This is a genomic window from Nocardia sp. bgisy118 (genome assembly GCF_057708605.1).
In genome coordinates, this window is record NZ_JBYISM010000031.1 from 86,227 (window position 1) to 99,819 (window position 13,593).

Annotated in this window: 14 protein-coding genes; 9 read left to right on the forward strand and 5 right to left on the reverse strand. The window is 67.0% G+C overall.

Going from position 1 to position 13,593, the window contains the following annotated elements; translation table 11 throughout:
• Positions 1-67 precede the first annotated feature (67 nt).
• Both AC3EO7_RS30440 and AC3EO7_RS30445 read right to left on the reverse strand, forming a co-directional pair.
• Positions 68-826, reverse strand: a complete 759-nt coding sequence (locus tag AC3EO7_RS30440; protein WP_431971939.1) for a thioesterase II family protein — start codon at positions 824-826, stop codon at positions 68-70.
• A gap of 86 nt (positions 827-912) precedes the next feature.
• On the reverse strand, positions 913-1,782 hold the full coding sequence (locus tag AC3EO7_RS30445) for a class I SAM-dependent methyltransferase (protein ID WP_431971938.1): 870 nt from the start codon (positions 1,780-1,782) through the stop codon (positions 913-915).
• A gap of 738 nt (positions 1,783-2,520) precedes the next feature.
• On the opposite strand from AC3EO7_RS30445, the gene AC3EO7_RS30450 reads away from it, so the two are divergent.
• The 3 genes from AC3EO7_RS30450 to pgfA are packed head-to-tail and all read left to right on the forward strand — an operon-like array spanning position 2,521 to position 4,548.
• On the forward strand, positions 2,521-3,303 hold the full coding sequence (locus tag AC3EO7_RS30450) for an Rv1157c family protein (protein ID WP_431971937.1): 783 nt from the start codon (positions 2,521-2,523) through the stop codon (positions 3,301-3,303).
• A gap of 28 nt (positions 3,304-3,331) precedes the next feature.
• Complete coding sequence (locus AC3EO7_RS30455; protein ID WP_431971936.1) at positions 3,332-3,499, forward strand: DUF2613 family protein; 168 nt, start codon at positions 3,332-3,334, stop codon at positions 3,497-3,499.
• Positions 3,496-4,548, forward strand: a complete 1,053-nt coding sequence (pgfA, locus tag AC3EO7_RS30460) for a cell envelope lipid trafficking protein PgfA (protein ID WP_431971935.1) — start codon at positions 3,496-3,498, stop codon at positions 4,546-4,548. Before AC3EO7_RS30455 ends, pgfA begins: the two co-directional genes overlap by 4 nt.
• Positions 4,549-4,753: 205 nt before the next feature.
• On the opposite strand, the gene AC3EO7_RS30465 is transcribed toward pgfA, so the two are convergent.
• Together AC3EO7_RS30465 and AC3EO7_RS30470 are read right to left on the reverse strand one after the other, a co-directional pair.
• Positions 4,754-6,028, reverse strand: coding sequence for an MAB_1171c family putative transporter (locus AC3EO7_RS30465; protein WP_435593100.1), 1,275 nt, complete (start codon positions 6,026-6,028; stop codon positions 4,754-4,756).
• 1 nt (position 6,029) lies between these two features.
• Positions 6,030-6,542, reverse strand: a complete 513-nt coding sequence (locus AC3EO7_RS30470) for a hypothetical protein (RefSeq protein WP_431971933.1) — start codon at positions 6,540-6,542, stop codon at positions 6,030-6,032.
• Positions 6,543-6,890: 348 nt separating this feature from the next.
• Between AC3EO7_RS30470 and AC3EO7_RS30475 the strand changes: the two genes are divergently transcribed.
• The 4 genes from AC3EO7_RS30475 (at position 6,891) to AC3EO7_RS30490 (ending at position 11,601) form a co-directional block, all read left to right on the forward strand.
• Positions 6,891-7,283, forward strand: a complete 393-nt coding sequence (locus AC3EO7_RS30475) for a VOC family protein (protein ID WP_431971932.1) — start codon at positions 6,891-6,893, stop codon at positions 7,281-7,283.
• A gap of 299 nt (positions 7,284-7,582) precedes the next feature.
• A complete protein-coding gene (locus AC3EO7_RS30480) occupies positions 7,583-8,209 on the forward strand; it encodes a hypothetical protein (RefSeq protein ID WP_435593101.1) in 627 nt (208 codons plus the stop codon).
• Entirely contained in the window at positions 8,209-9,741 is a 1,533-nt protein-coding gene (locus tag AC3EO7_RS30485) for a hypothetical protein (RefSeq protein WP_435593102.1), read from the forward strand. The genes AC3EO7_RS30480 and AC3EO7_RS30485 overlap by 1 nt, the downstream gene beginning before the upstream one ends.
• A 453-nt stretch (positions 9,742-10,194) precedes the next feature.
• A complete protein-coding gene (locus AC3EO7_RS30490; RefSeq protein WP_431971929.1) occupies positions 10,195-11,601 on the forward strand; it encodes an amidase in 1,407 nt (468 codons plus the stop codon).
• A 151-nt stretch (positions 11,602-11,752) separates the two neighbouring features.
• On the opposite strand, the gene AC3EO7_RS30495 is transcribed toward AC3EO7_RS30490, so the two are convergent.
• Entirely contained in the window at positions 11,753-11,971 is a 219-nt protein-coding gene (locus tag AC3EO7_RS30495) for a hypothetical protein (RefSeq protein WP_431971928.1), read from the reverse strand.
• 203 nt (positions 11,972-12,174) lie between these two features.
• Between AC3EO7_RS30495 and sigK the strand changes: the two genes are divergently transcribed.
• Both sigK and AC3EO7_RS30505 read left to right on the forward strand, forming a co-directional pair.
• Positions 12,175-12,840, forward strand: a complete 666-nt coding sequence (gene sigK / locus AC3EO7_RS30500; protein ID WP_431971927.1) for an ECF RNA polymerase sigma factor SigK — start codon at positions 12,175-12,177, stop codon at positions 12,838-12,840.
• Complete coding sequence (locus AC3EO7_RS30505) at positions 12,837-13,556, forward strand: anti-sigma factor (protein ID WP_435593103.1); 720 nt, start codon at positions 12,837-12,839, stop codon at positions 13,554-13,556. The genes sigK and AC3EO7_RS30505 overlap by 4 nt, the downstream gene beginning before the upstream one ends.
• The last annotated feature ends 37 nt before the right edge of the window (positions 13,557-13,593 follow it).

Below are 13,593 nucleotides of genomic sequence, written 5' to 3' on the forward strand. Positions count from 1 at the left end.
CGGGTGGGCGACTTGCCCACCCGGTCGGGCCTGTCGAACGCGGTAGAGGTGCGGTCGACGTGCTGGATCAGCTCGACAGCGCTCGAGCGCAGTGATCGCGGATCAGCTGCCCTACTGCTTGGCAATTCGCATCGATGAAGAAATGACCGCCCGGAAATGGTCTCGCTGAGAAGCTTCCAGAGGTGTGCGAGCCCCATACCTCGATTTGCGCGAGACTCGCATCGGGGTCACGATCGCCGGCAATCGCGACGATAGGGCTGCTGACCATCGCGTCCGTACTGCACTCGTAAGTCTCGATGGCTCGGTAGTCGTTCCTGACGATGGACAGGATCAGCTCTCGGAATTCGGGATCCTCGAGCAGCGCCGCTGGTGTACCGCCGAACTGCAGTAGGTGATCACAGAGTTCTCGATCACTCAGCAGATGCATTCGCAGTTCAGGTTGCGCCGCCGAAGGCGCGCGCCGACCGGAGGCGAACAGGACCCGCGCGCTCGCTCCCAATTCCCGCTCGAGTCGCCTGCATGCCTCGAAAGCTACGACAGATCCCATGCTGTGCCCGAATATGGAGAAATTCTCGGCGTCCTCGACAGCTTCTCTCAGCTCGGGAAGCAGGCCGTCGACGAGGCCTGAAATGCTACCCACGAGCGGTTCATGCCTTCTGTCTTGTCGTCCCGGATACTGGACAGCGAGAACGTCGTATTCGGATCCGATGCACTTGGCCAATGGTCCGAAAGAGATGGCGGAGCCGCCGGCGTGCGGAAAGCAGAACAACTTGTGGGATCCACCCCCGGGGGAGGGGGACAGGCGACGTAGCCAGCTATTACCCATGGGGCGGGAAGCCTTTCGTTATGGCACGGATACGCACCACCGCCGGGTGCCGGCGGTGGTGCGCCTCGAGGGCTAGGGCTCGCGAGCTAGCTGCTCGCCGGTGTGTGCCTGAGCCGCACCACCGAACTCCAAGGCTGCCAAGCATTTTGGATCGGCTTGCGGGGATCCGGTTGCGGGAAGAGCGTCATCGGCTTCATGAACCAGGGCAGCCGGTGGAACCGGTGCGCCGCCGAGGCCAGAGCTTCCACCTCGTCGGCCGTCCAGTCGAGGTCGGCGAAAAAGCGCAGCGGATCGACCGGACCGAACTGCCATGGGGCGTTGGCCAGCAGTTCGGTGGTCGCCTTACTCATTCGCTTGAAGATCGCTTTGTTATTGACATCCAATGCCCACCAAGCGATTTCAGGGCGAGCCAGCGCGGCAGCCAAGCCAATGACCTCGTCGTCGGCGAGGTAGTAGATCAGACCCTCGGTGAGCACCAGCGCTCGCTGCGCACCCGCGAGGGCCTCGTCCAGAAACTTTTGCCGCGCTGCGGGATCGGCGAGATCCACCGCCGTGCGGGTCAGCGCGCAGCGCGGCGACTCCCCGGCAAGCAGCTCGTTCTTCTCGTCGACCAACGCGGGGAGATCCGCCTCTATCCAAGGGAATTCGGAGGGCAGATCGAGCCGGTACGGTCGGGTATCCATACCTGCGGCCATATTGAGCACCCGATCGCAGCCCTGCTCGATGGTCTTCATGATCAGGTCGTCGATGAGTTTGGTCCGGGTGACCAGATTCCAGCCGTTGTGCATCAAGAGCGGGGTGCGGCCGGCTATGGCGCGGCCCCGCTCACCAGCGACCCGGTCCGCGAGGGGATCGCGGAAAAGGGCGTCGGGGCGGGCGGATTCGACAGCGCGGAAGGCGGCCACCCAACGGGCGGTGTCGGAAACGTTGGTAACTAGTTCAGCGGTTTCGGCCACCGGAGCAGTCTTGCACAGCGAGCGAGACGATGCTCAATGGTCGGATTGCCAGAAGTGCTGGCCAGCGGTGCCCAACTCCCGGAAACGCCGCGGCCGGCCACACGCGTCCGCAGGCATGCTCGCGCTCGCGGCGGCAGCAACACCGGCCGGTGCGTTCGTTCGGCGGCGATCCGGCAGCGGGCCGCTGAGGCTACTGAGCCGGGATCCGGTCTTCTGCCGAAGGTCGGCTGAACCTGATGGCGTTGTGAACGTTCCCAGTGTGGTCCGAGTTGGTCGGGCGGCGTCGGCGATGCCGGTTGATCTCGGGGTTCTCTGCGCGGTTCGGGGTTGTCACAGCCCATCGCGGCCAGCGCCCGTTCGTACCCGTCAGTAGATCGGCAGCGACTGTGGTTAATCACAAAGTATTGCCGATAACTTTCTGGATCGCACGAAACGCTGGCTCGAGACGGGTCGGATGCTGTTTCATCATGGTGCGCTGGGGCTCGAGCAGCGGCGGGAAGGAAGGCGAGATGTCCACAATGAATTCCGCGCCGTTGTCGACGATGTCGGGTACGGCCGGTCACCTCACCCGCGCGGGACGTGGGCTCGCTTTCGCGGCGTCCGCCCCACCCATCGAGCCGAGCCGTCGACCGTTCGGTTCGGCCGCCGCGCACCTCGGCGAGGGAGCGCGTGGCCCGGGATCTCACTGACATTTCTGGGTTGCTCCACCTATCCCACAGAAAGAAGGACGGCTGACCAATGCTGCCCACCCGAGGATCGCGGACCGCTCTGTCTGCTCTCGTATTAGCGGCGAGCGCTGCACTCGTCGCACCGACGCCGACCATGGCAGCGCCACGGCCTGCTGCGGCACAGCAGGCCGTTCCGGCGATCGCGGAGAACGTCCCCTCCGAGACGCTGGCCGCCCTGGCGCCGACGATCGTCAGCGCCATCTCCGCCCCCGGCGTCATCGCAGACGGCGGACAAGCCGCGATTCTTGCCCAGGCGCGGGTCCTGCTCGCCACGCCCGGCATCCCCGCGCAGGTCAAGGCAACCTTGGAGAGGGTCATCACGTTCCTCGACGGTAGCGGTGGCGGTGGCCCCGAGCTCCCGCCGTCGGACGGTCCGCGGATCGCCCAGTTCCTCTACCCGACCATCGGCAAGGGCTGCATCGGCCCGAGCTCCGATTCCGTCGGCGCCGCCCTGGCCGTCCCCGGCCCGGCCGAACTGCCGCCGCCGGGGCCGAAGGCAGGCCAGACCGGCTTCGTCTTCACCGCGCTTGGCACCAAATCCCCTGCGGTCGTGCAAAATACGCCGCTGACTGTGCAGTGGGTCAACCTCGACAACCGTCGTTCGGGTGTCCAGCCGCTCACCAACGAGTCGGAGCTCAACGCCGACGGTCCCGCCACGCTGTCGGCACTGGCCGACACCGGCTCGGGGCGCGTCGCCGCGGTGATCTCCGGCTCGCTCACCACGACGACCGCCGATTCCGGCGCTCGTACCTGCACCTTCGCGCCGACCCTCGGGTTCTTCACCGTCGCCTGAGTCGACGCAACGTATTGGAGTTAGTTCTATGAAATTCGCCGCTCCCGGCTTGGTCAGCGGGCTGGCCGGCGCGATTCTGGGGGTGATCGCCGTGCTAGGCATCACCACTGGCGCGCAACAGAATTCGATCCCGTCGCGCGAGACGACCGCTGACCCGGGTTCGTCGCTGGCCAACACGCCGTACGGCAGCCGATGAGGAACGGGCGCAGGACCATCGCCTGCTTCCTCGTCGGCCTCGGCGCGCTGCTGCTCGTGGCAGCGGTCATGATTCCCAGCTACACCGTCGGCAAGGTGGCCAAGACGCCGCTGGACTTGCGGATCACCACGATCGCCAAGAGCGTCCCTGGCGAGGAAAGCCTCGTGCTGGACTCGAGGTCGCTGACTTCGCCGGAGGGCTCGGCCAAGATCGACACGAACGTGCCGATCGTCTCGCAGCGCTTCGTCACCGTCGAAGAGCCCTCCGACGCCGACCAGATGACGCTGCAGGCGGGCCAGACGCTGCGTCGTGACGACCGTGAGGGCGACACCGGCCTGCTCACCGCCTCGATCGACCGTGTCACCATCGATCGCAAGACGGGCGAGCCGGTTCCGATGTCTCCCAACGGTTCCATCGCCGTCTCCGTCGACAGGACGGGCGCCTCGGTGGCCGACCCGTTGCGGCGCGCCGGTCTGCAGTACCGCTTCCCGATCGGCACCGAGAAGAAGTCGTACCCCTACTTCGATCTCAACGCCCGCGCCACCTACGACATCGAGTACGTCGACGAGTCCGAGATCAACGGCGTGCCGGTCTATCACTTCCGCCAGACCATCCCGGTCACGAACATGTGGGACGTCGTGCAGGCGCCGACCAACAAGCTCACCCTCCCCGCCACTAAGTGGGGCCTCGAAGGCGAGGAGCCGGTCACGATGACCCGCTTCTACACCAACACCCGCGACCTGTGGGTCGAGCCGAAGACCGGAGCCGTCCTCAGGGGCGGCGAGCAGATTCATCTGTTCTACGGTCGCAGCGCGGACCGGGTCGACGTCACCGCGCTCAAGTCCCACATCGTCTTCGACGAAAAAACCATCGAATCCCAGCTGGCCGTCACCCAGGAAAGTCTCGACAGACTCACCCTCTTCAGCCAGACCCTCCCCATCGCCCTGGCGATCCTGGGCGCTATCGCCCTCGTCGCAGGCAGCGTCCTCGGCGTCCTGAGTGGCGCATCCCGCGGCCGCCCGGTCGGCCGCCGAACCGAAAGGTTCTAGCGGAACCTATGACCACATAGCTCCACCATCTCGGCCTCCCGTGTCCCACACCGGAGGCCGAGGTGTTTCCAGTTCCGAACCGTCGGCAGGCCGGCGGTCCGGCTCCGGTTCTGCCTGCTGCGCAGGCACGAACGCTTCAGGTAGGCCGATCGACGTCAACTGCCGAATCGTGGCTCGAAGATGCATCGGGGCGTCGATGTGTAGCTCAACAGCGCTGGTACACCGCCGAATCGCCGGAGTGCGGTGACCGGGCGGGTGGGGAATCCGCTCGATCTGCGCATCCAGTCAGCGGCCGAGTCGGCTGGGGACCATGGTCGATGGTGGTGGTCAGGCGGCGGGCGTGTGGCCATGCCTTGGCGAGTGCGAGTAGCTGGCGCAGCTCCGCGGTGAGGTCCCGTGCGCCCGGCTGGACTTGGTGTCGGGGCGTGAACCGGCTCGTGCTCGGGGGGTGCCCGGCAGCTTTGGTGGCAATGGCCTCGGCGATGTGGCGGGCATAGATATGTGGGTCCCCGGCTGTGGCGGCCAGATCGTCAGGGCTGTCGCTGTAGCGCTTGAGATGCAGCAGGCTGTCGCGGATCTCGACCGTCATGCGGTGCAGGCGGATGGCCGGGTCTGTTCGGCTGTGGTGGTCGCGCCGCATCTCCAGGACGATTTCGGGTACGGCTGCGGTGAGATCGGCCCACATCGGCTGCAGGCGGCGGCAATATCGGCCGGTGCGGTCCCATCCGATGTGGGTGAGCAGGGTGCTGATCAGCGGCACCGTGACCACGGCGGCAGCGCCGACTGCCGAGAGTAAGAAGCCGCTCCATGCTTTCCAGTGCATCTCGGGATCGAATGACGGTTGGCCTGTCATGACACTGATGGCGGCCTCGAGCGGGTACACGACTGCTATGGCCCCCAGGCCGACTATGGTGCCCAGGAGCGCTGTGTACAGTGCACGTTCCTGCCAGGTGGTGGCGCCTGCGGCGCGCATCTCGCGCACACTTACCCGGCAGCCGAGCAGGGCTGTAGCGCCGAGTGGCAGGGAAAACGCGACCCAGACCACGACAGCCGGCCAGCCGAGGGCTTGGTCGATCAACTGGTCGGTGTTGCGGGCGGGCGTCCCTGCGATCAGGATGACGGCGGTGGCGGTGATCGCGACGAGGTAATAGCGCCACTGCCTGCGCCACGTGTGGGCGGGATCGGCGCCGGCCCACAACTTGACAAAGCCGTAGATATTCGAGACGGCTAACACGGTTGCTCCCAGAGAGAGCTGTCGGGCGATGTTCACCACGTCGCTGTCGTCGCCGGGTAGCAGCCAGGCCAGTGACTGTTCGAACCATGCCTCCCGCAACAGGTATTCGAAGAGACCGGCGACGAGCGCGCGGTTGATGAGCCGGTCGACGATGCTGTCCCGCAACAGCCACCACCGACCGGCGAGCACCAACGTCATACATGTCAGGACGGGCCAGGCGAACAGACCCGGGATCGGGGAGGTCATCTCAGCGGTACCGGTTTCGGAAGAACGTCGAGCGGAACCGGCTCGCCGACCGCTTCGGCAGCATCGCTTCGACCAGCAGCAGGTCGGCGAAGGTCTCGGCGGCGTGCTCGCGCTCGCTGCCGTAGTCTTGGCGGCGCAGTACGCTGCGGATGGATTCCAGCGACAGCGAGGGCATCAATTCGCGCAACGACAGATCAGCCGCGGCGCCACCGGGACGGCTCGCAGTCCCCCCGTGGCCGAGCAGCATGTGACCGATCTCGTGGGCGATGATGTGATCGGCATGCCATTCGGTGTCGGCTCCGTACATGATCACGTCGTCGTCTTCCCGGGCGATCCACAGGCCACTTCCGGTGCCGCATCCGTTCCCCGAGAGTGCGCCGACGTCGATCGGGCACAACGTGATCGGCCGTCCCCGATACTCTGCCACCCGCGCGATGTATTCCGTTATGTCCCATGGGTGGGGGATCGGTACCAGGCGACCCAGTTCCTCGAATCGCGCGGCGAGATCCTCCATGACGCCTTCCCTCGTTGATCACGGTGACCTATGCCGATATTGCGGTGGGCGTAGTCGCCTGCGGAGCATGCTGGTGGACAGTCTATTTCGCAGGCAAATGCTGGACACCTACAAGGTGTTTCTCCGGCCGTGGACACACCGCCGACATAACGTGGTGCCGCCGGCGAGTGCGCGCGCAGCAGGTAACCGAGCCGGGGCCCGGCCGGGAGGGGATGCAGCTGTCGTCTGTCGGATTCCGCCGCGTCGGTCGTCTAGGAGTCGGATTCCGGCGTTCGTCCGGCGGAAGAGGGCGTGGTGAGCGGGTGTCGCCCCATAGTTGGTCCGTCCGTTCCGGAGAAGGAGAAAGAAATGCTGACTGTTCTGCCGATCAGGTACGTCTCGGATGTGCAAGCGTGCCGCGAGTTCTACGCCGGTCTCGGTCTCGCTTTCGACGAGGACGCGAGTGTCAATGTGTGGGCGCAACTTTCGGCTGGCGCCGGGGCGGTCGGGTTGCACGACTTCTCGGTGTCGAAGGGCCGCCCGGCCGGATCGGTCGAATTGGGGTTCGCGACCGACGAAAAGCTCGAGGTGGTCGCGAGCCGGTTGCGTGAGCGGGGCTACGACTACGAGATCTTCGACGAGGACTTCGGCCGCAGCCTCCGGGTCGTCGATCCGGACGGCGTGACGGTCCAGATCCAGGAGATCGACATGGACGTCGCCAGGTCCTCCGAATCCGCTCTGGCGCGTACGGAAGGTGAGTGACGGGCCGTAGCCTGCCGGCGACCTCCCACCGAGTGCGGCCTATCGGTCCATCGGCCATTCCGGTCGAAGTCGGAATGGCCGATGCCGCAGCCGCCGAAACAGCTTGGTGGAAGCGGAGATCGGTCCAGAACTGGCGACGAGATCGTCCCCGATCGAGGCATGGACAGCTCCTCGCCGCAGTGCATGACGGGGTTATCCGACCAGGTCCAGTCCAGGCAATCGGGATTACATGTTGACGTTCAGTGTTGATTTGTAACATACTTCGCCCGGTTCGATGATGATGGGCAGGAGGTGTGTCGGTGACCGACACCGGCCGGGTGGCGCTCGAGAGTCTTCGTGATGCGAGTCAGTTCAAGTGGTATGTCATCCCGCTCCTGCTGCTCGTCATCTACGTCTACGCCGTCGAAGTGGAGCGGCGGAACTGGAATGTGCTGTTCGCCGGGCTGGCGTTGTGGGGCGCGGACTGGTTCAACGAGATCTGGAACGCGCTGGTCTTCCACTTCACCGATCGCGCACCGGTGTGGGGTGCGGCCGGGCCGACCGCGTATCAGATCCTCATCGGTCTCAATATCGAGATCTGCTTCATGTTCGCGATCATGGGGATCGCGGCGGCGAAGATGCTTCCGCCGCGGGAGACCCGGATCTTCGGCCTGCCCAACCGGCCGGTTCTCATCGCGGCCAACTCGGCCGCGGCGGTCGGCATCGAGGTGCTGCTCAACAAGGCCGGTGTGCTCACCTGGGAATGGTCTTGGTGGCAACCGAGTTTCCCGTTCCTCATCTGGCTGATCGGCTACGTGCCGTTCTTCGCGGCGTGCTTCTACGTGCACGACCTGCCGTCCGTGCGGTCCAAAGCCCTTGTCGTCGGCGCGATCTTCGGCATCGATGCCATCGCCCTCGTCGCTTTCGGCGCTGCGGGGTGGCTGTGATGTCCCGGCGCGCCATCGAGCGCACCGCCGTCATCGCCGTCATCGGGCTGGTATTCGCCGGGATGACAACGCATTCCGTGACCGTGGCCGACCCCGGTTGTGCGCCGGTGGGCACGGTCGGGAGCCCGGAAGTCGCGGTCGACGAATCCACCGCCGGTCTGGAGGCGCTGGCTCCGGCCGCCGTCGACCTGCCCGAGCAGGTCTGGGTCCGCACCACCGCGGAGTCGTTCAATCGGCGTTGGACATTCGCCACTCGCGAGGGCAACGTCTACGTGAAAGAGGCTGCCGCCCAGGCTGGTTGGCGCACCGTAGAACTGCCGGGCTGTTTGGCCGGTCGAGTCGCCGGTGTCTCCGCCGACGACGACGAGGTGATGGCGATAGACCGCGACGGCCGGTTCTTCACCATGGACCACGCGCTCAGCGCGCCCCGAGACTGGAACTGGAGCAGCCGCTACGGCACGCCGTTGTGGACCGGCCCGGGAAACATACTGCCACCAGGCACACTCGCCTGGTCCTGGTCGGTGCTCTCGCCCAACGAGGACCACGTCTGGCGGGACACGGCGGGCAATGACCACCCGGTCGGCGGGGCGAAGGTGTCGCACGTGTTCGCGCTCACCCACGGCGGACAGCGCATCCAGTACGTCGACCCGTGGCTGCCGGTGGATCACAGCTACGAGATGGCCACGCCGTACGGCGGCCGGTTCCAGGCGGTGGCGCTGTCGACGAGCGCGTCGACCTCCCTCGTCGTCAACCGTTTCGGCGACTTCTACACGCGTCTCTACGATTTCGACATCTCCGGCGCCGACAAGGTGTTCTTCCGCTACTCCTACGAAGATCAGCGCGGACTGCCCGAGGCTCCGGACATGCTCGCGGAACGGGTGGACAACCGCTACGCCGCCATTCAGCTGCCCGCGCCGGACTGGGAGCGACAGCCGAAGGTGCCGGGTGAGATCACCGACCGCATCTCCGTCCACAAGACCGGTCCCGGCTCGTCGGCGCGGGAACTGCGGGTCGAAGGTCGCGACGGTGGTCGGAACGGTTTCTGGACGAAGCGCCTCACCGACGCGTCGTGGACGTTCGTCGCCACCGATCGACCCCTCGTGGGGGCCGTGCTGGAGAACTCGCCGACGGACCGTTCGACGGACACGCTGGCGGCTCCGTCGCCGTACGACTACCAGGGTGTCTCGCCGCAGGGATGGAGTGCGCGGGTGCGCGCCTTCGATGTGGCCGTGACCCCGACTCCGCTTCGGATCGAGTTCGGCGATGGCGGTGGGCTCGGCCTGATCCTGCACACCGTCGACGGACTGCGCCAGACGCCGCAGCAGCCGGGGATCACCGATCAGCCGAGGCATTTCGACGGGACCATCGAACTGTCACCGGATGCGCTCGCGGGTTTGGACGCGCAGTCCGCCGCCGCGCGCGATTTCGCGCGAAACATCCTGGGCGGGAAGCGTTTCACGGATACTTCTGTCGCCGTCACCGATGCCGGGTTCCATATCGCCGCGTTGGATCTGACGTTGAACCGATCCTGATCGGGCCGAACAACTTTCGTAGTGCCCTTGGCCTGGCGCTGAGTTCGGCCTTCGGGATACGGGGCGTGCCGGTCATCTCTCCTCCTACTGTCGACGACTTCGACATGGAGACACCGGCCGCACCGGGGTTGTGGCCCCCGCACCGGACCCGGTCGAGGGATCGAAGCCCCGCCACGGCGCATGCCGCGCCGACCTCGGATCTCGGATAGGGCGTCTTCCTGCTCTCGCCGTGCGGCGCGAAGTAGAAGTCGCCGACGACGAGGGCCATCGGTGTAGCTGCGATCCGTAGCCCCGGCCGTGCGGTGTCCTGCGGCCGGGCGCTACCGCCGCAGGTACGGTCGCGATTGCTGCCAGAAGTACCTCGCGCGCGGTGGTGCGGGCGTAACATGGCGCAAAACTGGACAGTCGTCTACCTAAGGTCCGGTGAACCTAGACCACCTTGCGAGCGCTGTTATGGCTGACCGTGTGCACGCGTTTACCGATGACGTCCTGGCCGACCACGATGCCGTCGCGCTGGCGGCGGCGATTCGGTCCGGCGAGGTGAGCCCGGAGGAACTGGCCCGGGCGGCGATCGTGCGCGCCGAGCGGGTGGAGCCGACGTTGCACGCCATCCAGCACGAGTGCTTCGATCCGCCGCGCTACGCGCGGAAGCGTTCGGGCGTGTGGTACGGGGTACCGACGCTGATCAAGGACAACGCGGATGTGGCCGGGATGCCGACCCGCCACGGCAGCGTCGCGTTCCGCCCCCGGCTCGCCGCGCGCGACGACGCGTACACGCGGCAGTTCCTGAGTACCGGGGTGACGCTGCTCGGCAAGACGCGGATGCCGGAGTTCGGGCTCAACCCGACGACCGAGTTCCAGACCGCGGTGCCGACCGTCAACCCGTGGAATCCGGACTACTCGGTGGGCGGATCCTCCGGCGGCGCCGCCGCGCTGGTCGCCGCGGGAGTGGTGCCGGTGGCGCACGGAAACGACGGCGGTGGATCGTTGCGCATTCCCGCTGCGTGCGCGGGACTGGTGGCGCTGAAGCCGAGCCGGTTCCGGCATCTGGACAATGCCCAGGCTCGTCAGCTGCCGATCAGGCTCGTCTCGGAGGGCGTGCTCACCCGTACGGTACGTGATACCGCGGCGTATACCGCTGCGGCCGAACGCTATTGGCACAACCCGAGACTTGCTCCCATCGGACTGGTCGAGGGTCCGGCCGATCGGCAACTGCGCACCGGTGTACTGCTCGGATCGGGGACCGGCGACGAGCCGGACGCCGAGAGCCGCATGGCCGTCGAGCGGGCCGCGCTGTCGCTGGAGAAAGCGGGGCATCGTATCGAGGAGATGGGCGTGCCGTTCGCCCGGCAGCAGGCCGACGATTTCCTGCTGTACTGGGCGCTGCTGGCGCATATGGCGGCGCTGACCGGCAAGCTTCAGCACGGCCGCTCGTTCGATCGCTCCGCCCTCGACGATCTGACCAAGGGGCTGGCGCGCTACCACCGCGAACGTTTCGTTGGCAGCCCTGCCGCGCTGTACCGGTTGCGCCGGGCGAGGCGGGTCTACGACCGCGTCTTCACCCACTACGACATCGTGCTCTCACCGGTCACCACCCACACCGTCCCACCGCTCGGCTACCTCAGTCCGACGGTGCCCGCCGACGAACTCATCGACCGCTTGCGTCGATACGCCGGCTACACACCGATGAACAATGTCACCGGATCACCCGCCATTTCGGTGCCCATGGGTCTCGGCGACAACGGCCTGCCCGTAGGCGTGATGTGCAGCGCCGCATACGGAGACGAGCGCACCCTCCTGGAGATCGGCTACCTTCTCGAAGCGGACAACCCCTTCCCGCGGATCACCGCGTCGAAGTAGGGCCGTAACCCGCTGCTGGAAACACGGACCTGCTGCGGGTGTAGCGCCGGTCGGTTGTGCACTGGTGCCGAGAAGCCGCGGCCTGCGGTGGTGGCGGCCGGCGGGCGAGGGGCCGACGGATCGGTCCGCCAGGCGCCCGCCGGACGCAGGTTCACAGGAAGGTGCAGGCGGGTCCGCCGCCGGAGCTGTCGACGTAGCCTGCGCGCAGCATGCGCAGCAGCAGGCAGAGGGATTGGGTGGCCGATCCGGCGGACGCCGACCCGCTGTCGGCTACGGGAGCGGGCGTTTGGTGCGGCGCCGCGGACGCCATGCCCGCAGGGACGAGGAGCACGGCGGAGATGGCCAGGCCCGCGATGGTTTTTCTCATCATGGACACGGAGTACTCGGCGAGACTCCCCGCCGCACACGACGTGAATGCCGTCGCCCCCGATGCTGGGGTACGGCAGTGCCGCTGCCGACCAGGTGCGGAGGGTGAGGAGCGAAGGCGGTCGTCTGCTGCGAAATTTTCCCGCATCACACCCATCCATATTTCGATCGGCAGCGAAGCACCTCTTATGCGGGAAAAGGTGAAGAATGTCCGATGAGTCGGGGAAGCGCGGCCTGATCCGGCTGCGCCAGTCCCCGGCGGACAATGGGACGCGCGCCCCGCAATGCTCCACCCGAGAGGCGGGCGCGGCGGCCGAACGCAGTCGATGGCTCGCGGATTTGCTGGCCGACATCGGATCGGGCGACCGGGATGCCTTCACCGAGTTCTACCGCGCGACCAGCCATCGCGTCTTCGGCCTCGCGGTGCGCATCGCGCGCAGCCAGGCCGCGGCCGAGGAGATCACCCAGGAGGTCTACCTCCAGGCGTGGTCGACGGCGGACCGGTACGACCGCACCAGGGCCAGTCCTATCGGCTGGCTGATGATGCTCACGCACCGGCGCGCGGTCGACCGCGTCCGCACCGAGCAGTCCACCGCCGATCGGGACATCGTCTACGGCCACAGCCATCTCGGCCGCGACCACGACATCGTCGCCGAGGCGGTCGACCAGCGCCTGGACGAAGAATCGGTGCTCGAGTGCCTCGGCACACTGACCAGCACCCAGCGGGAAGCATTGGCGTTGGCCTATTACAGCGGGCGCACCTACCGCGAGGTCGCCGACCAGCTCGACATCCCGCTGCCCACAGTCAAGAGCCGCATTCGCGACGGACTGCGGCGATTGGCGACCTGCCTGAGCGGAGGTGAATCCGGTTGATCGACGCCGAGTCTCCCGACCCGGACCTGCTCGATCTTGCCTTCCCGTATGCGATGGACGCCGTCGACGCCGACGAGCGTGCGGCCATCGAGCGGCGGGTGCGCGCGGCGGACCCGGCCACCGCCGCCGCCTTCGAGAACACCGTGCGCGGCGTCCGCGAGACCGTCGCGGCGATGACGGTGGTCGACAGCGTCACGCCCGCCGCCGGTCTGGAGATCGCCGTCCTGTCCGCCATCGACGGGACCACGGATCTGCGGTCGCGTCGTCCGAGGTGGCGGTGGCTGGCGGCGGCGGCCGCGCTCATCGTCGCACTGGGCGCGGGGACGGGAGCCGTGATCTTCGCGGGCCGCGGCACCGGACCGATCACCCTCGACGTGACGGCCCAGCTGGTGCACGAACAGCCCGACACCAGGACCCGCTCGGCGGCGGTCGAAGGCGGCGGGGCGCTGCTGGTGACCACCTCCGCGCAGCTCGGCGCGGCGACGGTCAACTTCGACGGGGTCGCCGGACCGGTGCGGGGACAGTCCTATCAGCTGTGGCTGGTGCCGGCGGACGGTACGCCGCGCTCGGCCGGTGTGCTGCCGCAACTGCCCGCGCCGGACGCGCCGTTCGTCACCAGGTTCCTGCCGACCGACACCTTGGCGATCACGATCGAACCGCCCGACGGCTCGCCGCAGCCGACGTCCACGCCGATCACCACCCTCGCCCTCGGCTGATCCGCGGCGCGGACGCGATCGCCGAATTCGCCTCCGC